At 34.6% G+C, this 26,240-nt stretch carries 22 protein-coding genes; 9 read left to right on the top strand and 13 right to left on the bottom strand.

Going from position 1 to position 26,240, the window contains the following annotated elements; translation table 11 throughout:
- Position 1: 1 nt before the first annotated feature.
- The 7 genes from murD to mraZ are packed head-to-tail and all read right to left on the bottom strand — an operon-like array spanning position 2 to position 7,712.
- On the bottom strand, positions 2-1,333 hold the full coding sequence (gene murD / locus ACFO5O_RS13640; protein ID WP_387964702.1) for a UDP-N-acetylmuramoyl-L-alanine--D-glutamate ligase: 1,332 nt from the start codon (positions 1,331-1,333) through the stop codon (positions 2-4).
- A complete protein-coding gene (gene mraY / locus ACFO5O_RS13635; protein WP_387964700.1) occupies positions 1,334-2,575 on the bottom strand; it encodes a phospho-N-acetylmuramoyl-pentapeptide-transferase in 1,242 nt (413 codons plus the stop codon).
- Positions 2,576-4,039, bottom strand: coding sequence for a UDP-N-acetylmuramoyl-L-alanyl-D-glutamate--2,6-diaminopimelate ligase (locus tag ACFO5O_RS13630; protein WP_387964698.1), 1,464 nt, complete (start codon positions 4,037-4,039; stop codon positions 2,576-2,578). It abuts the gene before it with no gap.
- The gene (locus ACFO5O_RS13625) at positions 4,039-5,991 is read right to left on the bottom strand and encodes a penicillin-binding protein (protein WP_387965139.1); all 1,953 of its coding nucleotides are present in this window, start codon (positions 5,989-5,991) and stop codon (positions 4,039-4,041) included. The genes ACFO5O_RS13630 and ACFO5O_RS13625 overlap by 1 nt, the downstream gene beginning before the upstream one ends.
- Before the next feature lie 53 nt (positions 5,992-6,044).
- Positions 6,045-6,365, bottom strand: a complete 321-nt coding sequence (locus tag ACFO5O_RS13620) for an FtsL-like putative cell division protein (protein WP_387964697.1) — start codon at positions 6,363-6,365, stop codon at positions 6,045-6,047.
- The gene (gene rsmH, locus ACFO5O_RS13615) at positions 6,362-7,258 is read right to left on the bottom strand and encodes a 16S rRNA (cytosine(1402)-N(4))-methyltransferase RsmH (protein WP_387964695.1); all 897 of its coding nucleotides are present in this window, start codon (positions 7,256-7,258) and stop codon (positions 6,362-6,364) included. The genes ACFO5O_RS13620 and rsmH overlap by 4 nt, the downstream gene beginning before the upstream one ends.
- The gene (gene mraZ / locus ACFO5O_RS13610; RefSeq protein ID WP_387964693.1) at positions 7,245-7,712 is read right to left on the bottom strand and encodes a division/cell wall cluster transcriptional repressor MraZ; all 468 of its coding nucleotides are present in this window, start codon (positions 7,710-7,712) and stop codon (positions 7,245-7,247) included. Before mraZ ends, rsmH begins: the two co-directional genes overlap by 14 nt.
- 299 nt (positions 7,713-8,011) lie before the next feature.
- On the opposite strand from mraZ, the gene ACFO5O_RS13605 reads away from it, so the two are divergent.
- Both ACFO5O_RS13605 and yihA read left to right on the top strand, forming a co-directional pair.
- Positions 8,012-8,776 (top strand): alpha/beta fold hydrolase, encoded by a 765-nt coding sequence (locus ACFO5O_RS13605; RefSeq protein WP_387964691.1) that lies wholly within the window; start codon positions 8,012-8,014, stop codon positions 8,774-8,776.
- Between the two features lie 29 nt (positions 8,777-8,805).
- Positions 8,806-9,417, top strand: a complete 612-nt coding sequence (yihA, locus tag ACFO5O_RS13600; protein WP_387964689.1) for a ribosome biogenesis GTP-binding protein YihA/YsxC — start codon at positions 8,806-8,808, stop codon at positions 9,415-9,417.
- Here the strand turns inward: yihA and ACFO5O_RS13595 are convergent.
- Together ACFO5O_RS13595 and ACFO5O_RS13590 are read right to left on the bottom strand one after the other, a co-directional pair.
- Positions 9,414-10,511, bottom strand: a complete 1,098-nt coding sequence (locus ACFO5O_RS13595) for an ABC transporter permease (RefSeq protein WP_387964687.1) — start codon at positions 10,509-10,511, stop codon at positions 9,414-9,416. The two genes, yihA and ACFO5O_RS13595, sit on opposite strands and share 4 nt — an antisense overlap.
- Positions 10,512-10,517: 6 nt before the next feature.
- Positions 10,518-12,647 (bottom strand): carboxy terminal-processing peptidase, encoded by a 2,130-nt coding sequence (locus ACFO5O_RS13590; protein WP_387964685.1) that lies wholly within the window; start codon positions 12,645-12,647, stop codon positions 10,518-10,520.
- Positions 12,648-12,794: 147 nt separating this feature from the next.
- On the opposite strand from ACFO5O_RS13590, the gene surE reads away from it, so the two are divergent.
- From surE to ACFO5O_RS13565, 5 genes are read left to right on the top strand one after another with little or no spacing between them, the layout of a single operon-like run.
- A complete protein-coding gene (gene surE / locus ACFO5O_RS13585; RefSeq protein WP_387964683.1) occupies positions 12,795-13,571 on the top strand; it encodes a 5'/3'-nucleotidase SurE in 777 nt (258 codons plus the stop codon).
- Entirely contained in the window at positions 13,564-13,848 is a 285-nt protein-coding gene (locus ACFO5O_RS13580) for a hypothetical protein (RefSeq protein WP_387964682.1), read from the top strand. The genes surE and ACFO5O_RS13580 overlap by 8 nt, the downstream gene beginning before the upstream one ends.
- Positions 13,849-13,860: 12 nt before the next feature.
- Entirely contained in the window at positions 13,861-14,979 is a 1,119-nt protein-coding gene (gene lpxB / locus ACFO5O_RS13575) for a lipid-A-disaccharide synthase (protein WP_387964680.1), read from the top strand.
- 8 nt (positions 14,980-14,987) lie between these two features.
- Entirely contained in the window at positions 14,988-15,566 is a 579-nt protein-coding gene (locus ACFO5O_RS13570) for a C40 family peptidase (RefSeq protein ID WP_387964678.1), read from the top strand.
- A 24-nt stretch (positions 15,567-15,590) separates the two neighbouring features.
- Positions 15,591-17,624 carry a ComEC/Rec2 family competence protein gene (locus ACFO5O_RS13565; protein WP_387964677.1) on the top strand — a complete coding sequence of 678 codons (2,034 nt, stop codon included), beginning with the start codon at positions 15,591-15,593 and terminating at the stop codon, positions 17,622-17,624.
- A 7-nt stretch (positions 17,625-17,631) separates the two neighbouring features.
- Here ACFO5O_RS13565 and ACFO5O_RS13560 read toward each other — a convergent pair whose 3' ends face one another.
- The 3 genes from ACFO5O_RS13560 to ACFO5O_RS13550 are packed head-to-tail and all read right to left on the bottom strand — an operon-like array spanning position 17,632 to position 21,494.
- Positions 17,632-18,228, bottom strand: coding sequence for a thioredoxin family protein (locus tag ACFO5O_RS13560; RefSeq protein WP_387964675.1), 597 nt, complete (start codon positions 18,226-18,228; stop codon positions 17,632-17,634).
- A 40-nt stretch (positions 18,229-18,268) separates the two neighbouring features.
- Entirely contained in the window at positions 18,269-20,053 is a 1,785-nt protein-coding gene (locus ACFO5O_RS13555; protein WP_387964673.1) for a peptide MFS transporter, read from the bottom strand.
- Positions 20,054-20,105: 52 nt separating this feature from the next.
- Positions 20,106-21,494: a peptide MFS transporter gene (locus tag ACFO5O_RS13550; protein WP_387964672.1), complete on the bottom strand. Its 1,389-nt coding sequence runs from the start codon at positions 21,492-21,494 to the stop codon at positions 20,106-20,108.
- A gap of 218 nt (positions 21,495-21,712) precedes the next feature.
- Between ACFO5O_RS13550 and ACFO5O_RS13545 the strand changes: the two genes are divergently transcribed.
- Both ACFO5O_RS13545 and ACFO5O_RS13540 read left to right on the top strand, forming a co-directional pair.
- The gene (locus ACFO5O_RS13545) at positions 21,713-23,029 is read left to right on the top strand and encodes a hydroxymethylglutaryl-CoA reductase, degradative (protein WP_387964670.1); all 1,317 of its coding nucleotides are present in this window, start codon (positions 21,713-21,715) and stop codon (positions 23,027-23,029) included.
- Between the two features lies 1 nt (position 23,030).
- Positions 23,031-23,945, top strand: coding sequence for a GYDIA family GHMP kinase (locus ACFO5O_RS13540; RefSeq protein ID WP_387964669.1), 915 nt, complete (start codon positions 23,031-23,033; stop codon positions 23,943-23,945).
- A 48-nt stretch (positions 23,946-23,993) separates the two neighbouring features.
- On the opposite strand, the gene ACFO5O_RS13535 is transcribed toward ACFO5O_RS13540, so the two are convergent.
- Entirely contained in the window at positions 23,994-26,144 is a 2,151-nt protein-coding gene (locus ACFO5O_RS13535) for a SurA N-terminal domain-containing protein (protein ID WP_387964667.1), read from the bottom strand.
- Between the last annotated feature and the right edge of the window lie 96 nt (positions 26,145-26,240).

The following is a 26,240-nucleotide window of genomic DNA, read 5'->3' as shown; positions in this document are numbered from 1 at the left end:
ATTACAAGTTTCTAACTGCATCTTTAAACTGTCTGCCTCGGTCTTCATAGTTTTCGAATAAATCAAAGCTTGCACAGGCTGGTGAAAGCAGAACATTATCTCCTGCCTCGGCTATTTTATAAGCTATTTTTACAGCTTCGCTCATAAACTGTGTTTCGACAATGATATCGACCATACCTGCAAAGTTGTCCATTAGTTTTTCGTTGTCAACTCCCAAACAGATTATTGCTTTTACCTTTTCATTTACAAAAGAAAACAGCTCTCTATAATCATTGCCTTTATCCTGTCCACCAACAATCCAAATTGTTGGCGCATCCATACTTTCAAGAGCATAGTAAGTTGCGTTTACATTAGTTGCTTTAGAATCATTGATGTATTGTACTTTGTTAATCTTTAAAACATGCTCCAAGCGGTGCTCAACCCCTTGAAAATTCTCTAAACTTTCACGTATGGTCTGTTTTCTAATTTTTAATAAATGTGCCACTGTTGAAGCGGCCATTGCGTTTTTAATATTGTGATTTCCTTCTAAAGCTAAATTTGCTGTTGGCATAATTATTTGGTTATTATCTATTGTTATTTTTATATTATTTTCATCTAAATACGCTCCATTCTCAATTGTTTTAGTCAATGAAAATGGCAATAATGTTGATTGAACTGGGTGCTTTTGTAACCACTTGGTAATGACTTCATCATCGGCATCATATATTAAAAAGTCGTCTTTGGTTTGGCGTTGGGCAATTCTAAATTTTGAAGCGATATAATTGTCAAACTTATAATCATAGCGATCCAGATGGTCTGGAGTAATGTTAGTGATTATGGCAATTTTTGGTCTAAAATGAAAGCTGTCATCTAATTGAAAACTACTTATCTCTAAAACATAGTTTGGGTAATTGTTCTCTAAAACTTGTTTAGCAAAACTGTCTCCAATATTTCCTGCCAGTCCAACTTCCAATTCTTGTTTAAGAATATGATGAGTTAGTGATGCCGTTGTGGTTTTTCCATTACTACCCGTAATCCCTACAATAGTTGCTTTAGTAAATGATGAAGCAAATTCAATTTCCGAAACTATCGAAATTCCTAGTTCTCTAATTTGTTTCACTAGCGCAACCTTGTCCGGAATCCCAGGACTTTTCATTACCACATCTGCATTAAGAATTTTAGATTCTGTATGCTGTTGATCTTCCCATTCAATCTCATTATGTATAAGAACGTTTTTATAGGTTTCCTTGATTTTTCCCTTATCTGAAACAAAAACCTTAAATCCCTTTGCTTTGGCTAGTAATGCTGTTCCAATTCCACTTTCTCCTCCACCTAAAACAACTAGCCTTTTCATTTATCTAATTTTCAAGGTCACTATTGACACAATCGCCAGCAAAATTCCTACAATCCAAAAGCGGGTTACAATTTTACTTTCGTGATAGCCCGATTTTTGATAATGATGGTGTAAGGGCGACATTTTAAATATGCGGCGACCTTCACCATATTTCTTCCGTGTGTATTTGAAATAGCTAACTTGTAATACCACTGATAAATTTTCTGCCAAGAAGATGCCACACAAAACTGGTATTAACCATTCTTTTCTTACTGCAATTGCGATTACGGCAATGATTCCACCGATGGTTAAACTTCCTGTATCTCCCATAAACACTTGGGCTGGATAGGTATTGTACCATAAAAATCCTATCAATGCACCTACAAAAGCTGCTATATAAATAGTAATCTCTTCAACTCTTGGTATGTACATGATGTTTAGGTAATCTGAAAAGATGATATTACCCGACACCCATGCAAAAATCCCCAATGTGAGCACAATAATGGCAGATGTACCTGCAGCCAAACCATCAATTCCATCGGTTAAATTGGCTCCATTTGAAACTGCTGTAATTATAAATATGACTATAGGAATGAACAGTAACCAAGCATAGGATGTCCATTCTGGATTTACCCAAGTCACCAAATCTGCATAGTCAAATTCGTTTCCTTTTACGAATGGAATAGTTGTTTTGGTAGAATGCTCTTCATCCATAAATAATTTTGAAGGCGATACATTAGGATTAGCAGCTAAAATTTCCTGCTGATCTGCGAGAGGCAGCTTTTCCTTAATGGTAACATTTGGGTGAAAGTAAAGGGTTGTTCCAACAATAATCCCTAAACCTATTTGACCAAGTACTTTAAATCTTCCTTTTAAACCTTCTTTATCTTTTTTGAATTTTTTAATATAGTCATCTATAAACCCAATTGTACCCATCCAAAGTGTAGTCACAATTAATAATATGATGTATATATTCTCAAGTTTTGCTAGTAGGATGACCGGAATTAAAGTAGCGAGGATAATAATAATTCCACCCATAGTTGGTGTACCCGCTTTTTCAACTTGACCTTCGAGACCTAAATCTCTTATAGTTTCACCTACTTGTTGCTTTTGAAGAAACCTTATTATGCGTTTACCGTAAATGGTAGAAATTAAAAGTGACAGAATAATAGCAACCGCAGCTCTAAAGGTGATAAAACCAAAGAGTGAAGCTCCTGGAAACTGAAATTCTCGTTCTAAATATTCAAACAGGTAATACAACATCTATTTTTGTAATTGTTTTAAAAATTCCTTGACAATTTTAAAATCATCAAAATCAAAGCGTTCTCCTTTAATTTCTTGATAGTTTTCATGGCCTTTACCAGCAATAAGTATGATGTCATTTGGTTGTGCCATTTGACATGCCGTTTTAATGGCTTGTTTTCTATCTACTATTGAGACTATTTTTTTGAAATTTTGAGGCTCCACCCCTTTCTCCATGGCTTCAATAATAGCTTCGGGCACTTCATTTCTAGGATTATCGCTGGTTAGAATAACTTTAGAGCTCAATGCAGAAGCAATATGTCCCATTTTAGGTCGTTTGGTAGTATCTCGATCTCCACCGCAACCTACTACTGTTATCAACTCTTCATTTTTGGTTCGAATGCTATTGATGGTTTCTAGCACATTTTTTAGTGCGTCAGGAGTATGAGCATAGTCTACAATTGCGGTGATTTTTTCATCTGAAATTAAATACTGAAATCGTCCAGCAACGCTTTCTAATTCACTAATGAGTCTTAAGTTTTCAACTCTTTCTAGTCCCAAAAGTTCAGCTGTTGCATAAATTGCCAATACGTTATAGGCATTAAAACTTCCTATTAATCGTGTCCAAACTTCACTTTCATTAATTTTAAGCAACAAGCCTCCAAACTGATTTTCTAAAATTTGGGCCTTATAATCTGCATAAGATTTTAGAGCATAGGTATATTTTCTGGCCGCCGTATTTTGAAGCATAACCAAACCATTTTTATCATCTATATTAACTAATGCGAAAGCTTGTCTAGGGAGCTTATCGAAAAACGACTTTTTCACATCTCTATATTCTGCAAAAGTTTCATGATAGTCTAAATGATCATGAGATAAGTTTGTGAATATTCCACCTTCAAAATGAAGCCCTTCAGTTCTATTTTGATGAATACCATGCGAACTCACTTCCATAAAACAAAACTCAATCCCTTCAAGATTCATTTCAGCCAAATATCTATTTATGGTTAAAGAATCTGGCGTGGTATGTGTAGCCTTATATTCTTTGTTATCAACCATGATCTTAACCGTCGACAAAAGACCTACTTTAAAACCAGCCTTTTTAAACAGTTGGTACAATAAGGAAGCTACAGTAGTTTTTCCATTTGTACCAGTGACACCAATAAGTTTTAAATTTTCTGAAGGATTATCGTAATAATTTGCAGCCATAAATGCTAATGCTCTACTTGCATTTGCAACTTCTACATAAGTGATATCATTGTTGAAGTTCAACGGCAAGGTTTCGCAGATAACAGCAGTAGCACCTTTTTCAATTGCAATATCAATATAATCATGCCCATCAACAGCAGAGCCTTTAATGGCAACAAAAACATCATTTGTCTTCACCAACCTTGAATCAAAAACTATACTATTAACCATAATACCGGTACTTCCAACGACGGCGTTGATGGTTGTTTTATATAATATGTCTTTTAATTCAGGCATTAATTTTCTAATATGACCGTTTGATTTCTTTTAATTTTTGTACCCTGCTCTATGGATTGCTGTTTCACTATTCCTGAGCCTTCAATTTTAACTTTCAAACCCATGTTTTCTAACAAGGGAACGGCATCCATAGTTGGCATACCAACAACACTGGGCATAATTGTTTTATAGGTTTGAGCAATGTTGTAATAGGTTTCAAAATCCTCTTCAACAATGGAGTTTTTAAACTCGAGTGATTCTACTTCATCAATTAATGGGGTATCTGTAAATATTTTCTGGGCAATTTTTTTGAAGACTGGACCTGATACATCTGCCCCATAATACCCAACACTTTTATCAGGTTCATGAATCACTACGATGCATGAATACTTTGGGTTTTCAGCAGGAAAATACCCTGCAAAAGAGGAGATATAATTTAATTTTTCCTTATCGCGATAATCTTTTTGACAGGTTCCTGTTTTACCAGCCATTGAAAAGTTAGGCGAATACAACCTGTGACCAGTACCATGATCTTTTTCAACAACATTTTTAAGTAATTGCTGCACTTTGGCAATAGTTTCTTTTGATGCTATTTTAGGATTTATGACTTTCTTTTCAAACGGCACTATGGTTTTATCGAATTCCTTAACCTCTTTTAAAAAGCGAGGTTTCACCATTTCACCATCATTTGCAATAGCATTATAAAAGGCCAAGGTTTGTAGCGGAGTGAATGAAACACCATAACCATAAGCCATCCATTGCAATGCTATTCCACTCCATCGTCCATTTTTAATATTAGGGTCTGGAATAATGGGTTCTCCTTCACCTATTATGGGAAGGTTTAGTTTTTGATTTAGGTTCATGGCGTATAACCTATCAACAAATTTTCTTGGATTTTTGCTGTAGTGTTGATCAATCGCTGATACTATACCAGTGTTTGAAGACACTTCAAAAGCTTTTGAAATTGTTATTTTTCCATAACCCCCTGCTTTTGAATCCCTCACTTTTTTACCATAAAAAGTCAAAATGCCATTTTTGGTATCAACAACATCGCTTGTATCCAACACCTTATCTTCAAGAGCTGCAGTGACCGCCATAAGTTTAAATGTTGAACCAGGCTCATGACTTTCGCCAACCGCATAATTTAATCGTTCATAATAAAAGCCTTTGCTATTACGGCCAAGGTTAGAAATGGCTTTAATCTCACCAGTTTTGACCTCCATAACGACAACACAACCGTGATCGGCTTTATATTTTTCCAACTGCTCCAACAAAGCATGATGCGCAATATCTTGAATATTTACATCTATAGTTGTATAAACATCATAACCATCTTTTGGTTCAACTTCGTTATAATCAGTAATTGGTTTCCATTGACCTTGTCCAATTTTTTGTTTCCAACGATGACCGTCAGTTCCTCGTAAGTACTGTACGCCAAAAGCACCATCAATTCCTGCTCTTGTTACATTACCTTGGTCATCAAAACGCTCATAACCAATGGAACGTTGCGCTATTTCACCCATGGGGTGCTCTCGCTTGGTGTTTTGTTCAACAATCAATCCTCCTTTAAAAGCTCCAAGTTTGAGCATAGGGAAATTGCGTAAACGGATATAATCTGAATAACCAATATTTCGTGCTAAAAGAAAGTACCTGTTTTTGTTAGCACGTGCTTTACGAATTTCTTTTTCATAATAGCTTGAAGGCTTTCCTGAATATTTTGAAAGCGAATCTGCCAATGGCTTTAAATAGGCTTCAAAAGTATGGTTTGAAGGTGTCAAGGCGTCTAACCTGATATCATATTTAGGGATTGAGGTCGCTAACAAACTTCCATCTGATGCATAGACATTGCCTCTATTAGCAGGAATGACAACATTTTTAATAGTACGCTTTTCTGCTAAATCTCGATATTCATCACCTTGTATAAACTGGATGGTGAATAATTTAAACACCACAGCAAGGACAAACACAAACATGCAGCCCGCAATAAAATACAACCTATTCAATATGTTTTTATCTGCTACTGCCACTAGTTATTTTGTGTTTTAACTCTAATTTTTTTTGGAGGTACTACAGAAGGCACTATTTCCTTTTCTGCCACTTTCTTCACAATGGAGGATTCCATTTTAAGTCTCATTAAAGCCGATCTGCCTTCAACAAATGCCGAGCGTAATTCCTTTACTTCATTATTCATTTGGGCTATTTGATGCACTTTTTTATCGGCACTGTGCGAACTGGCTATCATGACAACAGCTAAAGCAGATATAAAAAGAATGACTCTCCAATTCTTAAAAGAGTCATCACTAATTAAAAATTTACCTTTTAGTATGTCATAAACACTTTTCTTCATAACTTTTCAGCTATTCTTAATTTGGCACTTCGAGCTCTGTTGTTCAATTTTATCTCTTGCGGACTTGGCATAACCAAACCTCCAATTTTTTTAAGAGGAACCTTATAATTACCAAACACGTCCCGTTCTGGCTCACCTTCGAACATGCCGTTTCTAATAAATCGTTTTACGAGCCTATCTTCGAGGGAGTGATAGGAAATAAAACTTAATCGCCCGCCTACTTTTAATACTTCTGGAGTTTGTTGCAATAATTCCTTTAAGGCTTCAATTTCTTGATTGACTTCAATACGTATGGCTTGATAAATTTGCGCCAGAACTTTATTTTCTTTTTTATGCTGCAAAAAGCGTTTCAGTGCAGTTTTAAGCTGTTCACTAGTTTTAATTTTAGATTTGGAACGTTCTTCAACTATCACTCGAGCCATTGCTGGTGCTTGGCGTAGTTCTCCATACTGCCAAAACACTTGTCGCAACTGCTCTTCTTCATAGTTATTAATAACTTCAAATGCAGAGAGGGCACTGTTTTGATTCATTCGCATATCGAGATTGGCTTCAAATCGTGTTGAAAAACCACGTTCAGCCACATCAAACTGATGCGAAGACACACCAAAATCTGCAAGTATGCCGTCTACTTCCTTAACCCCATAAAATCTCAAAAAGCGTTTCAAGAATTTAAAATTTTCGTTTATTAGTGTAAATCGTGAATCATCAATAGTATTTAAAAGCGCATCCTGATCTTGATCAAAAGCGTACAATTTTCCTTTAGGACCAAGCTGTTTCAAAATCTCCTTGCTGTGTCCGCCACCTCCAAAGGTTACATCCACATAAATTCCATCTTGCTTAATATTTAGACCTTCAACTGTTTCTCTTAGTAAAACTGGATTATGATATTCCATTGTCATCATCTTGTCCCATTACTTCTTCAGCTAAATCTGCAAAATCGCCAGTTGCATCATCTATAGCCTGTTCGTACTTTTCTTTATCCCAAATCTCAATTATGTTGATCGCCGAAGACACCACTGTTTCTTTAGTGATTCCAGAGAATACAATTAAATCTTTTGGGATTAACAGGCGCCCTGTTGCGTCAACTTCAATCATTTTTACACCAGCGGTGAAACGACGTATAAAGTCATTGTTCTTCTTTTTAAAACGATTGAGCCCATTCATTTTCTTCATGAGCACTTCCCACTCATTCATGGGATAGAGCTCTAGGCAAGGTTGAAACACTGCACGTTTTAGAACAAAGCCGTTTTGCAAAACTGGAGATAACTGCTTTTTTATGGCAGCAGGGAGCATCAACCTACCCTTGGCATCCACTTTACACTCATATGTTCCAATTAATGCGTTCAATTTGATTGGTTTATGCTTCTAACGATTTAGATTCAAATATATTGAAATTTTTACCACATTTTACCACAAAATACCACATTTGTTGATAAATTCTATTTTTACGCACCTTTTTTCGATGAAATGCAAATGGATGATGAGATCAAATTGTTTAGTATCAAGGCCTTAAAATTGAAGGTATTCGGGAATTTTAGTTAAGCACAAACTGTTAACAAACTATTATTACTAACATGACTAAAAATGGGAATAAAATAGAAATGAAATACCTATATTTGTTTTTAACGACTATCGCTAATCACTACATGAAACACCTTTTAAAAAAAGAAAAAGATTATAGTTATATTGAAATTGGAGAGGGAAAGCCCATAATCATTTTACATGGATTGATGGGTGGATTGAGTAATTTTGACGCCGTAACTCATTTTTTTGGTACAAAAGGATATAAGGTAATAATTCCTGAACTTCCCATTTATACAATGTCTTTACTTAAAACCAATGTTAAAAGTTTTGCCAAGTATTTACACGATTTTATAGAGTTTAAAGAATTTGAAGATGTTATCTTATTAGGAAACTCTTTAGGCGGCCATATTGGTTTATATCACACTAAGTTATACCCAGAAAAAATCAAAGCTCTTGTAATTACTGGCAGTTCAGGATTATATGAAAGCGCAATGGGTGGCGGCTATACCAAACGCAGTGATTATGAGGTTATTAAGAAGAAAGCACAAGATGTTTTTTACGACCCAGCTATTGCAACCAAAGAGATTGTTGATGAAGTATATGAAACAGTAAACGATAGAAATAAATTAATCAAAACTCTCGCTATAGCTAAAAGTGCCATACGTCATAATATGGCTAAAGATCTTCCTAAAATGCAAACACCAACCTGTATTATCTGGGGGAAAAACGATACGGTTACACCACCAGAAGTTGCTGAAGAATTTAATGAGCTTTTACCAGACTCTGATTTGTTTTGGATTGATAAATGTGGCCATGCGGCTATGATGGAGCATCCTGAAGAATTCAATACTATTCTTTACAAGTGGCTTAACGATAGAAATTTTTAAGTAACAATCTATTTACCAATAAACATATAATGGTTATTAAATCGGCTGAATTTGTAATGAGCAATTCTGAAGTGGGCAAATGCCCTAAAGATTTGTTGCCCGAATATGCTTTTATTGGACGAAGTAATGTTGGTAAATCTTCCTTGATCAACATGCTGACCAACCATAAAAATTTGGCAAAAACCTCTGGAAGGCCAGGAAAAACACAACTCATTAATCATTTTTTAATTAATAAAAATTGGTTTTTGGTTGATTTACCTGGTTATGGTTATGCAAAAGTTTCAAAAACTGCTAAAAAGAAATTTCAAAAATTTATTACCGACTATTTTGAAAAAAGGCAGCAATTAATTTCCGCTTTTATATTGGTTGATATTAGGCATGAACCACAAAACATTGATTTAGAGTTCATGGAATATTTAGGTGTGAGCCAAATTCCTTTTTCGATAATTTTCACCAAAGCCGATAAATTAAAGCCAAAAGCGATTGAGAGACATGTTGAAGACTATACTAAAGAACTTTTAAAAACATGGGAAGAATTGCCTAACTATTTTGTGACCTCATCATCAAAGTCAATCGGTAGGGATGAGGTTTTAAACTTTATAGATGCAACCAACTCCGAAATTAACGCGTTGCGATCTTAAGCCGTTTTAACATCCAAGGCGTCTCGTAAAGCATTACCGATGAGCATAAACGACATTACCAATACCATAATACATAGCCCTGGAATTATAGCTAAATAGGGCTTTCCAAGTATAATATAACTATAATGGTCTTTAATCATTGCACCCCAACTCGCCATTGGAGGTTGTGCTCCAATACCTAAGAAACTTAATCCACTTTCTATTAGTATAGCTCCTGCGAAATTTGCCGCCGAAATAACAATTATGGGCGCCATAATATTTGGTAAAATATGACGTGTTATAATTCTAAAATCGTTAAACCCTAAAGCCCGAGCCGCAGTTACATATTGCATTTCTTTTACGCTAATAATTTGCCCTCTTACAACTCTGGCAACCTCCACCCACATTGTTAAACCAACGGCGATAAATACTTGCCAAAAACCTTTTCCTAAAGCTAAAGTAATCGCAATTACAAGGAGCAATGTTGGAATTGACCAGGTAACATTTATTAACCACATCACCGCGGCATCTACTTTTCCGCCATAATATCCAGATAGGCTACCCATAGCTACACCTATTACCAATGAAATGAATACAGCAATAAATCCAATAAAAAACGAAATTCTAGAACCAATGATAATTCTACTTAAATAGTCTCGCCCGTATTTATCTGTACCAAAAATAAATGTTCGCTCTTCAATATAACTTTCAGCATCTTGATTTGGAAAGGTATCTAATGGGATTTCTTTTATCAATCCCTCAAGTCCATCGGAGGCATATTCTGTATAAACAAGATGATTGTCTTTAATGGTATAAGATGAAATTGGAATTTCACTTACTTGAGTTCGTTTTCCAAAAAACACTTTTTCAATCATGGATTCATCTGATTGGATATTTAAAGGCAATGTTAACATCTTAACTTTAAAACCTGGTTTTTTGGAATGAATTGAAAGATGCATTTGATTTGCATTTTGCGAATTATCTGGTGCAAGGACATAAGCAAATACAGAAATTAACCCAATGAAAACAATGATGCAAAAACTAAAAACGCCCCAAAAGTTTTTTTTAAACTTTTGAAGCGCTAATTGTGATAATGAATTATTGGTCTTACCCATTAATTCTTATTCTTTTACGGTTGTGGCAACTTTTGATTTAATGCCATAAGTCATTTTTAAATCATTTAAAACATTAAGAGCTTCCTCTATATAAACATCTTGAGTTAAACTTTGGTGCCAACGCTCACGCTTCTGCTTTAAAACAGTATCTTTCTCCATGATTTTCAATTCATAAGGTAAAGATCTAAACGTTAAATTTGTTTTATATTCAGCTAATTTATCAAAGCGTTTTGCTTCCTCTTCATTTTGCTTTAAGGCCGCTTTATAGTCCTCATAATTTAATGAATAACTCTCTCTATCCCTAATCTTTCTTACCCATTTTGCGTTTTCATCAATAAGCTTTAACTGCTCGTTATTAGCCATACGTTCCTTGCTTTTTGCAATAGTTAAATCGTAATCAAAATAGTTTTCCCAAGTTTTATAATCAACAGGATCTATTCTATCCCAAGCCAAAGGATTCTCTTGATCTTTTTCTCCGATATCAATATAACTATAACGGTCTGGAACAATAACATCACTTTTAACACCTTCTAATTGGGTTGATCCTCCATTTATTCTATAAAATTTTTGGGTGGTAAATTTCAATGCTCCCATATCGCCATTAGAGTTATTTCTAACCATTCTATTAAGATCTAACACATTCTGAACTGTACCTTTACCATAGGTTTGCTTACTTCCAATAACGATTGCTCTTTTGTAGTCTTGCATAGCTGCTGCTAGGATTTCTGATGCCGATGCTGACAACTCATTTACTAAAATTACCAATGGGCCATCCCAAACAATAGAGCGGTCATCATCATTAAGAACTTCTTTCGGTTCACCAGCTGTTTTTACCTGAACAATTGGTCCATTTTTAATAAATAAACCTCCCATGTCAACAACAGTTTGAAGTGAACCTCCTCCATTATTTCTTAAATCTAAAACTAACCCTTCCATGCCTTGCTCTTTTAATCGCTCAATTTCCAATTTGATATCAGAAGCGGCATTTCGTTTTTTATAATCTTCAAAATCGACATAAAATTTAGGAAGGTTAATAACTCCAAAAGTTTTACCCTCCTTCTCTACTATAGATGACTTTGCATAAGTTTCCTCAATTTCTACAATATCTCTGGTAATGGTAATATCTGCAATAGTCCCATCTACTTTTTTCAAGGTTAATGTCACCTTTGTTCCTTTTGGACCTTTGATAAATTTAATAGCATCATCTAAACGCATACCAACTATATTAACAGGATTTTTTTCATCCTCTTGTTTAACTTTAAGAATTTGGTCACCTACTTCGAGTTCGTTTTGTCTCCAGGCTGGACCTCCACTAATAATTTCGTTCACAATAATAGCGTCCATCTTTTTTTGAAGTCGAGCTCCAATGCCTTCAAAATTACCAGACATTGCTACATCAAATCGATCTTTATCTTCAGGGGCGAAATAAAATGTGTGTGGATCAAATTCTTCTACAATTGCATTCACGTACACGGCAAACCAATCTTTACGTTCACGTTCATCAATGAAACTGTAAAGTTCATTCAAAGATTTTAGAGTCTCGTTACGTGCTTCAGCTTCAAGTTCAGCTCTACTTCTTTTTACTTCATTGGTATTGGTATCACTTTCCTCCTGGACTACTAAATCATCAAAGTTAGCAATCGTAGAAAACTTTAATTGTTTCCTCCAACGCTCTTTCATTTCCTTTTTGGATTTTACATAGGGTAAATTCTTGTAATCTGTAGAAAACTCTTCTCTTTCATTAAAATCAAACGGTTGTTGTAAAACTTCCTTATAAATTTCTTCAGATTCTTTAATTCGCTGAATTAACCTCTCATGAGTCAAATTAAAAAATGATATGTCATATGCTTTAATTTGATCGTCTAACTCATTTTTAAAAGATTCAAACTCCTTGATATCCGAAGCATAAAAATACCGTTTAAATGGATCAAGTTGTTCCAAATAATCGTCAAATACTTGTTGGGAAAATGAGTCGTTAATATCCTTTGGACTATAGTGTCCTTGCTCTAAAACGTAACTTATTAATTGAATGAGTAATTTATCCTTGCTAGGATCGTTAAAAGTCTTACTTGTAAAACTGCAAGACGCAAATGCCAGTAATAATACTAACAATAAAAGTTTAATATTCCTTTTCATAATATCTCTCATATTATTTTTTCACTAAAGTAAAAGAAAAAATCATGCCATTAAAGCCAACAGCTACTAATTTTTTGTTAAACCTAATAATATCAACGTTTATTAGCGATTTTACGTATTTTAGTACCCTAAAAAATTTCTCTAATTATGTCTAAAAGACCCCTTATTTTAGTTATTAATGACGATGGAATCACCGCTCCCGGGATTAGAACTTTAGTTGAAGTTATGAATACTATTGGTGACGTTGTTGTGGTAGCACCTGACAGTCCACAAAGTGGTATGGGTCATGCCATTACCATAAATTCAACCCTATTTGTTGAAAAAGTAAAACTAGATCAGGGACCACAAGTTGAATATAGCTGTTCTGGCACCCCTGCTGATTGTGTAAAATTAGCGGTCAAACAAATTTTAGGCAGGCGTCCAGATTTATGTGTATCTGGAATTAACCATGGGTCTAATTCTTCAATAAATGTTATCTATTCTGGAACTATGAGTGCTGCCATAGAAGCAGGTATTGAAGGTATCCCAGCCATAGGATTTTCACTTCTCGATTACAACTGGAACGCCGATTTTAGTGCAACAAAACCTTACGTTAAAACTATAGCCGAAAATGTACTAAAAGAAGGTTTGCCAAATGGCGTAGTTTTAAATGTTAATTTGCCAAATCTCCCTAAAAAAGACATAAAAGGCATTAAAGTTTGTAGACAGGCAAGAGCAAATTGGGAAGAAGAATTCGACAAGAGAAAAAACCCTCAAGGTAGAGACTATTTTTGGTTAACGGGTAAATTTGTAAATTTAGACAAAGGAGAAGATACTGATGAATGGGCCTTGGAGAATGGCTACGTTTCAGTTGTACCTGTTCAATTTGATTTAACGGCACATCATTGTATTCAAAATTTAAACACTTGGAACTTTCATGATTAAGAACGAAGTTTTAATTGGTTTTTTAATTGGGCTTTTGGCTAATTTTATTGGTTTAATATTAGCTATATTTATATTTACTGAAGGCGCGGCTGTTGGTGTGGTGATAAAACAAGCTATTATTGAAGGCTTTTTTACTAAATTGGTAAGTATTGGGGCGGTATTAAATTTAGTGGCCTTCTTTATTTTTATTAAAAAGAAGCAAGATTACAGAGCTAGAGGTGTTCTATTGGCTACCGTTATAGTGGCTATTTCAACCTTTTTTATTAATATTTCTTAAAGCGTAGAGTAGATGAAATATTATATAATTGCCGGGGAAGCATCAGGAGATTTACACGGCTCCAACTTAATGAAAGCATTGCTGTTGCAAGATGTAAATGCCGAATTTAGATTTTGGGGAGGCGACCTTATGCAAGATGTTAGTGAAACACTGGTAAAACACTATCGAGATCTGGCTTTTATGGGATTTTTAGAGGTCGTAATGAATATTAGCACCATAGCCAAAAATCTTTCCTTTTGTAAAACTGATATTACGACTTACAATCCTGATGTCATTATCTTTATAGATTATCCCGGCTTCAACCTTCGTATAGCTAAATGGGCCAAACAAAAAGGTTTTAAAACACACTACTATATCTCACCGCAAATTTGGGCTTGGAAAGAAAGTCGAATTAACGCCATAAAGCGAGACATAGACAAGATGTATGTAATTTTACCTTTTGAAAAGCAATTTTATGAAGAAAAACACAATTATCCAGTCGAATTTGTAGGTCATCCACTAATTGACGCCATTGCCAACCGAACTCAAGTTAATGAATTTGAGTTTAGAGCCGAATATGAATTGAGCGACAAACCCATCATAGCCCTATTACCAGGAAGCAGAAAGCAGGAAATAAAAAAAATGCTTTCAATTATGCTAGAAGTGGTAAAAGAGTTTCCAAAATACCAATTTGTTATTGCAGGCGCTCCTAGTCAGGACAAAAGTTTTTATGAGCCATTTATAAAAATCAAAAATGTAGCTTTTATAAGCAACAGAACTCATGATTTATTAAGTGTTTCTTATGCGGCCTTGGTAACGTCGGGCACAGCAACCTTGGAGACTGCATTATTTAAAGTACCAGAAGTTGTTTGTTATAAAGGCAGTTGGTTGTCCTATCAAATAGGTAAACGATTAGTAAAACATATTAAATTTATATCCTTGGTTAATCTCATTATGGATAAAGAAGTAGTTTCAGAGCTTATTCAAAGTGAATTTAATCCACAGCGTCTCAAACAAGAATTAGAGTTGATTTTAGATGATTATGAACGCACAAAATTCTTTTTAAACTATTACGAATTAGAAAAAAAACTTGGCGGCAAAGGCGCTAGCGAGAAAACAGCAAAACTCATTTTCAAATCCTTAAAAGTTTAATTCATTATATGAAAATCACCATTATAGCTTTATGTGTAACCTGCTTAATAGTTAGTTGTAATACTTCAAAAGGCATTATTACAAAAAAGTCAGACTCTGTTAAAGTTTATGAAGACAATTCAAATGAAATAGATTCTGAAATGGAAACAAAAACAGAAAATAATGTTGCAATTGAATCTGTAGACGGTGGAGAGTCAGGTTATTCTAAAGCTGATTTGATTATTGATTTTGCCAAGCAATTTGATGGCGTAAAATACAAGTTTGGTGGTACCACCAAACAAGGTATGGATTGTTCCGGACTAGTATCTACAGCCTTTCAAAATGAGAATATTGATCTACCCAGAACTTCAAAAGGTATGTCAACTCAAGGTGAATGGATTGATATAAAAGAAGTACAAAAAGGTGATTTGTTGTTTTTTGCAACACGACGAAATAGCAGAGAAGTGAGTCATGTAGGTTTAGTCACAGAATCTCGACCAGGGTATGTGGAGTTTATTCATGCCACAACGCGATTAGGTGTTACTATTTCTAGTTTGGCGGAACGTTACTGGTATTTTGCCTTTATTCAGGCACGGCGCATATTATGAAAGCGTATTTAACAACGTCAAACCATGAAGTTACTTAACTTCACCATCATTAAGCTCACACTGTGCTTTTGTGTGGGAATTATCATCGCATTTCATTTACCAATTTCTTTATATCTTTCTATTATTTCATCATTAGGGTTATTATTTCTTTTGATACTGTCATTCACAATTTCAAAATATCAATTCAATAAAAATGTTTGGTTCGGAATAATTGCTTTTCTAACGACTATTAATCTTGGTGTATTAGTATTTAATTTTCATCAGCAAACCAATTTTAAAAATCACTATTCGCATCATATCACAAAATATCAGGATAGCAAAAAACTTATAACCTTTAGAATTAGAGAACAACTAAAACCAAGTCTTTTTCATGATAAATACATGGTAGATATTCTTGCAATGGACAAAACATCTGTTGTTGGAAAATCTTTATTGAATATCAGCAAAGATTCAAGCTCTACAAAACTAAATATTGATGCCGTTTTTATAACAAAATCATCGTTTCAGGATATTGCACAACCACTAAACCCAAATCAATTTAACTATAAGTCTTATTTGGAAAAACAGTATGTGTACCATCAAATTTTTATTGAAAATATTAACCTTAAACCTGTTGCCTCAAAACCTCATACAGTGTTTGGTTATGCTCATAACTTAAGAAGAACCATCAACTCTAAACTTAAAGAACACGACTTTACTTCAGAAGAATTGTCGGTCATTAACGCCTTACTACTTGGTCAGCGTAAAGATATTAGTGAAGAACTTTACAATAACTATATAAATGCCGGAGCCGTTCATATTTTAGCCGTTTCTGGATTGCATATTGGAATCATATTATTACTACTATCATGGGTACTACGTCCTATAGAATATTTCAAACATGGAAAGTTAATTAAAGTCCTACTATTACTTATTCTACTTTGGAGCTTTGCCATTATTGCAGGTTTATCAGCGTCAGTAACCCGAGCAGTGGCTATGTTTAGCATCGTGGCGATTGCCATGCATTGGAAACGCCCAACAAACATCTATAATACATTGGGGATTTCGGTTCTTCTTATCCTACTTTTTAAGCCCATGTTTTTGTTTGATGTCGGGTTTCAATTGAGTTATATAGCTGTGTTGGCCATTGTATCAATACAACCTTTTATTTACAAGCTTTGGAAACCAAAATTTAAAATCCTCGATTACTTTTGGCAAATCTTCACAGTTACGATTGCCGCTCAAATAGGTGTTGTACCCATAAGCCTTTATTATTTCCATCAATTTCCTAGTTTATTTTTTATTTCGAATTTGGCTATTATTCCATTTTTAGGCCTCATTTTAGGACTTGGAATAATTGTCATCTTTTTGGCATTATTCAATTGCCTCCCCGAATTTATTGCACAGCTGTATGGTACAATGATAAGCTCTATGAACAATTTGGTTGATTGGGTAGCTAAACAAGAACAATTTTTATTTAAAGATGTTAGTTTTAGCATGCTTCAGATGCTGACCATTTATTTATTTATCATCTTAATAGTGCAATTTTACAAGACGAAGTCGTATTTATATTTGCGGTTTAGTTTTATGGCACTTTTAGTAATCCAAAGTGCCTTTATCTTCATTAAATATGAATCTTCAAAAAATGAATTTATAGTTTTCCATAAAAGCAGACAAACCCTAATTGGAGAAAAAACAGGAAACCATCTCACTTTGTTTACTTCAAATGACAGTTTAACTCTTGATGACATTATGATTAAGAATTATTCTGTTGGTAATTCAATAAAATCCTCAAACAAAAGTCGAATGAAATCAGTTTATACTTTTAAAGATAAAACCTTTTTGATTGTTGACAGTATGGGCATATACAATGTAAAAAGCTTTAAACCAGATATTGTCATCTTACGAAACTCGCCCAAAATTAATTTAGAACGACTAATTGATTCTGTTCAACCACAATTAATTATTGCTGATGGCAGCAACTATAAATCGTATGCGGAACTATGGAAAGCCACTTGCTATAAATTAAAACACCCTTTTCACCAAACCAGCGAAAAGGGTGCATATATTTTAAGATAACGATTTACTAATTCTTGAATTGAGGTACAAACGCAGTAAAGTAATTATTGAAGTCCTCTTGGGTTTTCATTTCTTTATGTTTGTCTTCTTTGAATAATTTTAAATACAATTCTATTTGCTGCGGATTTTGATAACCCTTTATAGGTGAAAGCACTTTACCTTGCTCATCAAAATACACAATGGTGGGATAGGCATTCACTTTTAGAAAATAAGTGAATTGATGCACCCCATTTCGTCTATTGACCATTTCGGGTTTAAAACTTGGGTTACTATAAGTTTTGCCTTCATAAGTCACTTTTGAATTGCCTTCGGCATTAAATTTAACCGCATAAAAATATTTATTCACATAATCCACTACATCTGGGTTTTGAAAGGTGTTTTTATCCAACATCTTACAAGGCCCGCACCAATTGGTATAGACATCCATTAAAATTTTCTTGGGACTCTTTTTTTGAAGCACTAAAGCCTCCTCCAAACTCATCCACTTAATCTCTTGAGCTAGGCCACTAACAGAAGTTAACATGGCCAATAACATTATAATTCCAAACTTTTTCATAATTCGATCTGTTGCAATAGTCATTCCGAACTTACAAAAAATGCCCATAAAACAGGGCATTTTGCGTTTATTTTAACAATTTATTCGTTTAACGTACGCCATGCATTAGCTTTTTTAATAATGGATTTAAAATTATGGAAACAAAACCAACACCTATAGGTATAAGTGTAAATATCAAAAAGAAAGTACCCAGTGAATATTGTTCTGATATTTTATCAATCATGCCTCCCATAGTTCCAGCGGCCTTCTGCCCCACAGCAATAGCCAAATACCAAACACCAAACATAAATCCAATCATACGTGCTGGTACTAATTTACTTAAATAGGATAATCCTACAGGTGAAATACAAAGTTCTCCCATCGTATGAAATAAATACGCCATTATTAAAAACACCATACTAACAGAAGCGGTTTGAGCTCCTGACGGAATATCTCCAGAACCATACGATAAAAAAGCAAAGCCAAGGCCTAATAAAATCATTCCTATACCATATTTCATAGCAGCACTTGGGTTGTATTTGCTTTCCCACCACTTAGAGAAAAATGGAGCTAGGGTAATAATAAAAAAGGAATTTAAAATAGCAAACCAAGAAGCTTCAACTTCTGTGACCTCTGCGTTTAATTTAACATAAAGTCTAAAAATTACTAGTACCCAAAGCCCAATAAAGGCTAATGCCAAAATTAAATTAGATACACTTATTCGGCTAAATGTTTTTTTAGCCAACAAATACAACACCCATGTAATAATAGCCAAAGGAATAGTCGTTAATAATAAATCTATAACACTAAAAATTGTTCCTGCACTACCTTCTAGAGTTCTATCTGTGAAGTCGTTCGCAAAAAGCGCCATACTTCCTAACGACTGTTCAAAGAATGAAAAGAAAAAAACAGTGAAGATTCCGAAGATTGAAACTGCAATTATTTTGTCGCGAATAATTGGTAGATATCTGCTAATTCGAACAATGAGTAATAACAGAAACAAGGCCAAAGACAACAAAACAACAAAATTGGTCCCACTCAAATTACCAACATTAAAGGGTAATAAATTAAAATCACCTATTTTCTCAAAAGGATCATTAAAAAGATACAGTAATCCTCCTATTGAAGACAAAACCACCAATATTTTATCTAATAATGTAAATGGGTTTAATTTCTCATCAATTTTAGGATCTTCTTGTTCAATTGGACTCTCTTCTCCGATGTTTTGAGGCAATTCAACTTCAAACTTTTTACTAGGTTTAGCACCAATACTTCCGAAAAGGCTTTTTGCCAACCAAAACTGTAACATCCCCAACATCATAAATACTCCAGCCAACCCAAAGCCATATGACCAACCATAGGTTTCCCCTAGATAGCCACAAAGTAGCATACCAAAAAAGGCTCCAGCGTTTACGCCCATATAAAAAATGGTATATGCTCCATCTTTTTTTGACTCTTTGCCTTTATACATTTCTGATATAATCGATGTAATATTCGGTTTAAAAAAACCCGTCCCAACAATCAGCAATGCAAGCCCAGTATAAAATGAAATGGGAGTCTCTAAAGCCATTGAAGCATGCCCTAAAGTCATAATAACGCAACCTATTACAACAGCAATTCTATAGCCAGTAATCTTATCTGCTATCCAACCACCAACAATAGGGGTTAAATATAATAACGAAGCATAGGTACCAATTAATGATAAAGCGTTTTCGTTAGTCCAATCTAAACCTGGGTTGTCTCCCATAAGTGGAGCAGTAAGAAAATAAACTAATAAAATTCGCATTCCGTAAAACGAAAAACGCTCCCACATTTCGGTAAAAAATAATACAAACAGTCCCGCTGGGTGTCCTAATACTTTATCCTTAAATAGATTTTCTATATCTGTGTTCATAAAAAGAAATTTAGTTTTAAGAAGAAACCCTCAAGAAGAGGGTTTTGATTTTTTAATTATTAGCTAAATCAATGCCTTCAGTTTCGTCATCATGCATTATACGTTCATTATCTTCAGCACCATGCGTAAGCTTTTCTAATTTCTTTCTGAATATCATCACTAAAAACCCGAATACAACACAAAAAACAGCAATTCCAGTAAAAATTGCGAATTCTCCCAAACTTTCAGAAGCTTCACCCAATAAACCCGCCAATTTATTTCCAAAACCTGTCATGGCAAAATATACACCCATCATTAATGAAGCATACTTTAAAGGAGCTAGTTTTGTAATGTATGATAAGGCCACTGGAGAAATACATAGCTCACCAACAGTATGGAATAAATAGGCTAATACCAACCAATACATCGCAGATGCACCATTGCTTTCGTATTGAGCAGCAGCCGCCGTCATGAAGAAGAATCCTGTACCCATAATTATTAGTCCAACAATCATTTTAAACAATGAAGAAGACACTTTACCTTTAAGCTTTCTATTGGCCCAATACAAAGCTACCGAAGTTCCTAAAAAGATTATAAACATTGCATTTAAGGATTGAAACCAAGACGCTGGAACTTCCCAACCCATCAACATTCGATTCGTTTTTTCTGAAGCATAAATATTCATTAGTCCTCCTGCCTGCTCAAAAGCACCCCAAAAAACAATTACCAATAAAAACGATACAAATAGCACAACTACTCTATCCTTTTCAACTTTTGTCAAAGGCTTTTTCATAGCTTCTTTGTCTAATTCATTTTCTGAAGCTCCTAAAAAGTTTCCAACGTGCTTTAAATGTTTTTGACCTGCTAAATATTGAATTAACCCTAACGCCATACCAATAGCTGCTAGACCGAAACCATAATGCCATCCGTGAACCTCACCAACATATCCAACAATTAAACTCGATAAAAATGCACCTAAATTGATTCCTATATAAAAAATAGTAAATCCTTTATCTCTTCTAATATCGCCTTGTTTGTATAAACCCCCAACCATAGTTGAGATATTTGGCTTAAGCATACCAACACCCGAAATAATCAATCCTAATCCAGAATAAAAGGCCCACATTTCTTCAACAGACAATATACCGTGCCCAAGCACTAAAAGTACACCACCTACTAAAACAGACTTCTTTTGACCTAAAAATTTATCGGCAATCCAACCTCCTGGTATAGATGCCACATATACCAACATGGTGTACCAGCCGTACAAAGCCAAGGCTTCTCCGTTACTCCATCCCAATCCAGCATTTTCAGACTGTGTTTCAGCCACTAAATAAAGCACCAAAATTGCACGCATTCCGTAATACGAAAAACGTTCCCACATTTCGGTAAAAAACAAGACATATAATCCTACCGGATGCCCAAATAATTCCTTTTGTTTTAGTGTTGCTGAATTTGCCATAAGATATTTATTAATTAATACTAGTTAGTTTTGTTATAAATTTTAGGTCATGGTTAATTTTTAGCTCAAATCCATTCCTAAATTTTTGATAAAATATTGCCAAGTTTACTAAAAATTATGCAAAAAACCCCAACTATTAACAGTTAAATATGCAATATTAATGAACACTGATAATTTTGCTGTAAGAATAGTATCTTTGTAAGTCTAAACTAAAGTTAATGAGTAAAACCATTACGGGGTTTTCTAAACTCTCGAAGTCCAAAAAGATTGATTGGATTGTCAATACCTATTTTACTAATACTGAAGCTGCTAAATCGGTTTTAAAGCAGTATTGGAATTCTAATGACAAACTTCAACAATTACATGACGAATTTATAGAAAACACCATCACCAATTATTATCTCCCACTTGGTGTTGCTCCTAATTTTCTAATTAACGGAAAAACCTATACAATTCCTATGGCCATTGAAGAAAGTTCAGTGGTTGCAGCGGCCAGTAAAGCAGCTAAATTTTGGTCGGAGCGGGGTGGTTTTAAGGCAGAAGTTATTTCGACTACCAAAATTGGTCAGGTCCATTTTATGTATTCCGGTGATTATACTAAACTCAAACAGTTTTTCAATACTGTAAAACCGCAATTAATTGCTAAAGCCAAACCCATTACTAAAAATATGGACGCTCGTGGGGGTGGGATTTTAGATATTGAATTACGTAATAAAACCGAGGATATTTCAGGTTACTACCAGTTGCACGCTACTTTTGAAACATTAGATGCGATGGGTGCAAATTTCATCAACTCGTGTTTGGAGCAATTTGCTAAAACATTTAGAGCAGAAGCTTTAAAATACAATGACTTTACACCTACTGAAAAACAATTGGAGATTGTTATGAGTATTTTGTCTAATTATGTTCCCGAATGTTTGGTTAGAGCTGAAGTTAGTTGCAAAATAGAAGAACTGAATGAGGATAAAGGTATTTCTCCTCAAGTATTTGCATCAAAATTTATCCAAGCGGTGAAAATCGCTGAAGTTGAACCTTATCGTGCCGTAACCCATAATAAAGGTATTATGAATGGTATAGATGCTGTTGTACTTGCTACGGGAAATGATTTTAGAGCTGTTGAAGCTGGCGTACATGCTTACGCTTCCAGAAATGGCAAATACAGTAGTTTAACCCATGCAAAAATTGATGAGGGCGTATTTACCTTTTGGATTGAAATACCTTTAGCATTGGGCACCGTTGGTGGATTGACTAACTTACACCCGTTGGTAAAATTAGCTTTGGAATTGTTACATCATCCTTCAGCAAAAGAGTTAATGCAAATTGTCGCGGTTGCTGGACTTGCTCAAAACTTTGCGGCCTTGCGTTCGCTCACCACAACTGGAATTCAGCAGGGTCATATGAAAATGCACCTCATGAATATTTTAAATCAGTTTGAAGCCACAGATGAAGAAAAATTACTTCTTATTGACTATTTTAAAACTAATTTAGTTACCCATAGTGCGGTTGTTGAGGCCATCAAAAAGTTAAGATCATAAATTGAAGACAAAAGCCTTTCTAAGTCATGGTAAATTATTACTCACAGGAGAATATGTTGTTCTTGATGGGGCTTTGTCTCTGGCAATTCCAGCCAAATTTGGTCAAACTTTAAGTATTTCCCCTACTTCCAACAAGCAAAAACTATACTGGAAAAGTTTAGACGAACTGAATAAGGTTTGGTTTGAAGATGAATTTTCTTTTGAAAACGGAGTGCTTATTTCAAGGAACGACAACAATATTTCAACAAGGCTCATCCAGATTCTAACAGAAGCCAAAAAGCTTAATCCAAGGTTTTCACCTTTAGGATTTAATGCAGAAACTAAACTCAATTTTCCCAGAAATTGGGGATTGGGAACGTCTTCAACATTGATTAATTCTGTTGCCGCCTGGGCTAATGTTGATCCTTATAAATTATTGGAACGCACCTTTGGTGGTAGTGGCTATGATATAGCTTGTGCGTCTTCAGAATTACCGTTGACTTATCAATTTCACGGCAACCAACGGATTGTTACTAAAGCAGATTTCTATCCAAACTTTAAAGATGATTTGTACTTTATATATTTAAACAAAAAACAAAACAGCAGAGAAGGGATTTCTAATTATAGAAATCTAAATCCACAAGTCAAAACTTCGGTCGAAGCTATAAGTTCAATTACAAAACAACTTCTAAAGTGTCAAAACCTTGTTGAATTTGAGTCCTTGATTTATCAACACGAACAAATCATTTCAAAGTTGATTAAGCAAAAGCCAGTACAGGAGTTATTGTTTGAAGATTATACTTTAGGGCAAATAAAAAGTCTTGGGGCTTGGGGTGGTGATTTTATTTTAGCGACTTCAAAATCTAATCCGTCTGCCTATTTTCAAGGTAAAGGTTATCCAATAGTGATTTCATATTCAGATATGGTTCTACCATAAAAAAAGCCCTGCGATGCAGAGCTTTTAAGTTACTTTATTTAATAGGGATTAATAGAATTTAGCTCTATTATCTTTAATTTCAGCAGCTTCTTTTAGTGCATTGTAAAGTTTAGTTTGAGCACTATTAATTCTAGCTGTACTTAAGCGCATTGTATTGGCTTGATAATTTTCTAATTTAGGTGCTTCAGTTACTTTAGTTACTTCAATCATAAATACACCTGTATTTCCATCAATTAATTTTGACGTTTGGCCTTGTTTTAATCCAAATGCGGCACCAACAACTTTAGGCTCTTGACCAGCTCCCGATAACGTTGGTGTCTTCATATTAACAGCTGCTGCTGTTGATACACTTACATTTTGATTTTTAGCAACATCATCTACTGTAGTAGCAGAAATTTTTTCTCTGATAAGCTTTGCTTTCTTCTGTTTACGAATAGCAGGAATGGCGGTTACTGAAGCATTTTCAGGGCGCATCAATCCTTTTTTATTGATAGCAGCTAATTGTACTACAACATAACCTCCTGTTGGAATTGAAAAACGTTTGTAATCTCCAACTTTTGCTGCGTCTTCAAAGGCCCAACGAACAATGGCACGCTGACTTCCCAATCCTGGAATATTTTCTTGAAGTTCTTTAATGGTATTTACAGGTCTAACTGTGTAACCATTTTCTTCAGCCACCACTTGAAAATCTTTATCCTGTATTGCTAACTCAAACTTTGAAGTGGCGTTAAATACATCATCAACTGTTTCTTCAGATGGCTCTATTTTACGAGCAAGACTTGCAATTTTTATGGCTCTTGATTTATTCTGTTGATCTAAAATTTCAATAATATGATATCCAAAACTCGTTCTTACAACATCAATATCACCTTTATTGTTTTCAAATGAAAAGTTTCTAAATTCTGGAGCGAAGCTATCTGTATAAGCAAATTCGATTTCGCCATTCTTTTCATTACTCACTTTATCAGAAGACAAATCCAATAAATCTACAAATTTTGAACGTTTAGACGTTATGGCTGCCAAAATACTATCAGCCGTTTTTTTAGCCTGAACCTCTGTAGTTGTAATTGATGGATCAACACGTGTTGCACCTACAAATGGAATTAATATATGACGAACTTTAGCTGAATCTGGCAATTGGGTTTCTGCAACAACTTTAGTCAATTTATAGTATTCACCTTCTTTATAAGGACCATAAAATTCTCCAACTTTTAATGCAAAAATACTATCGGCAACTGCATCCGGAAGCCCCGTTTTAAATACATAGTTTCCATTGTACTTGATGTCTGAATTTGCATTAACAAAGTTCTCAGGGTCTTTTGTAGCTCTAAAGCCTACAATGGTATCGTTTCTTTTAGTTTCGGTGTTATAAACTACAGAGTTGTCCAACAATGCTACCAAACTACTTTTTAAAGCCTCTTCATCTTCTACTGAAGCTACTTCATTAAATTGCACAAAATTGATATCTCTAGAAGCTTCTACTTCATATTTCTTTTTGTTTTCGTTGATATACTTGGTAATATCACTTTTTTTGACTTCAATCAAACTATCTGCAATACTTGTATAAGGAACAACAACATATTTTAGGTCAACCAATTTGTTTTCCATCACATAATCCATCTCACCTTCAACAACAGTTGCTGTTAAACCAGCTTTAATCATATTGTTATAGGTTTGCTGCATGGCATTGGCAGCAATTGATTGTTCATTACTAACCCAGTCGGCATAATTAATCAATGAGCCTCCAATTTGAGAACGCTCTGGTGAAGTAGCTTTTAAGTTGGCAATGAATTCGTTCATTTTGGCTTCATCAAAAATACCATCCTCGTTATTGAATTCTGGAAAACTTGAAAAGCTAGTTCTGATTAGATCTCTCATTTGATCTTGTTCAACACTTAAGCCCAATTTTTCAAATTGCGTTTCCATAATGGCCTGTCTCACCTCTTGGTCATAGACATTATTCATCGCTTGTGTAGATGTTGAGCTTGGCCCTAATTGACGCTGCATAACTTCTACTCTATTCATAAACTCTTCGCGGCCTATGTCTTTACCATTAATAGTAGCTACAATATCTTGTGGACCACCAAATAGTGCATCACTATTTTTAAAGAGGTCAGTTAATACGAATGAAAATAACGCTAACGCTATTATAAGAATTAAGAACAGTGAACGCTGTCTGATTTTATTTAAAACTGCCATTTTGTTGTATTCGTTTATAAAATATAAGTGCGCGAAAATACCATTTTCTATTAAATAATAAAAGTAGAAGCCTAGATTTTATTGTAATAGTGCAAA

This window comes from Geojedonia litorea (genome assembly GCF_042654525.1).
Lineage (GTDB): Bacteria > Bacteroidota > Bacteroidia > Flavobacteriales > Flavobacteriaceae > Geojedonia > Geojedonia litorea.
The sequence above is the reverse complement of the archived record's forward strand: the minus strand, read 5'-3'. Positions and strand labels throughout refer to the sequence as shown.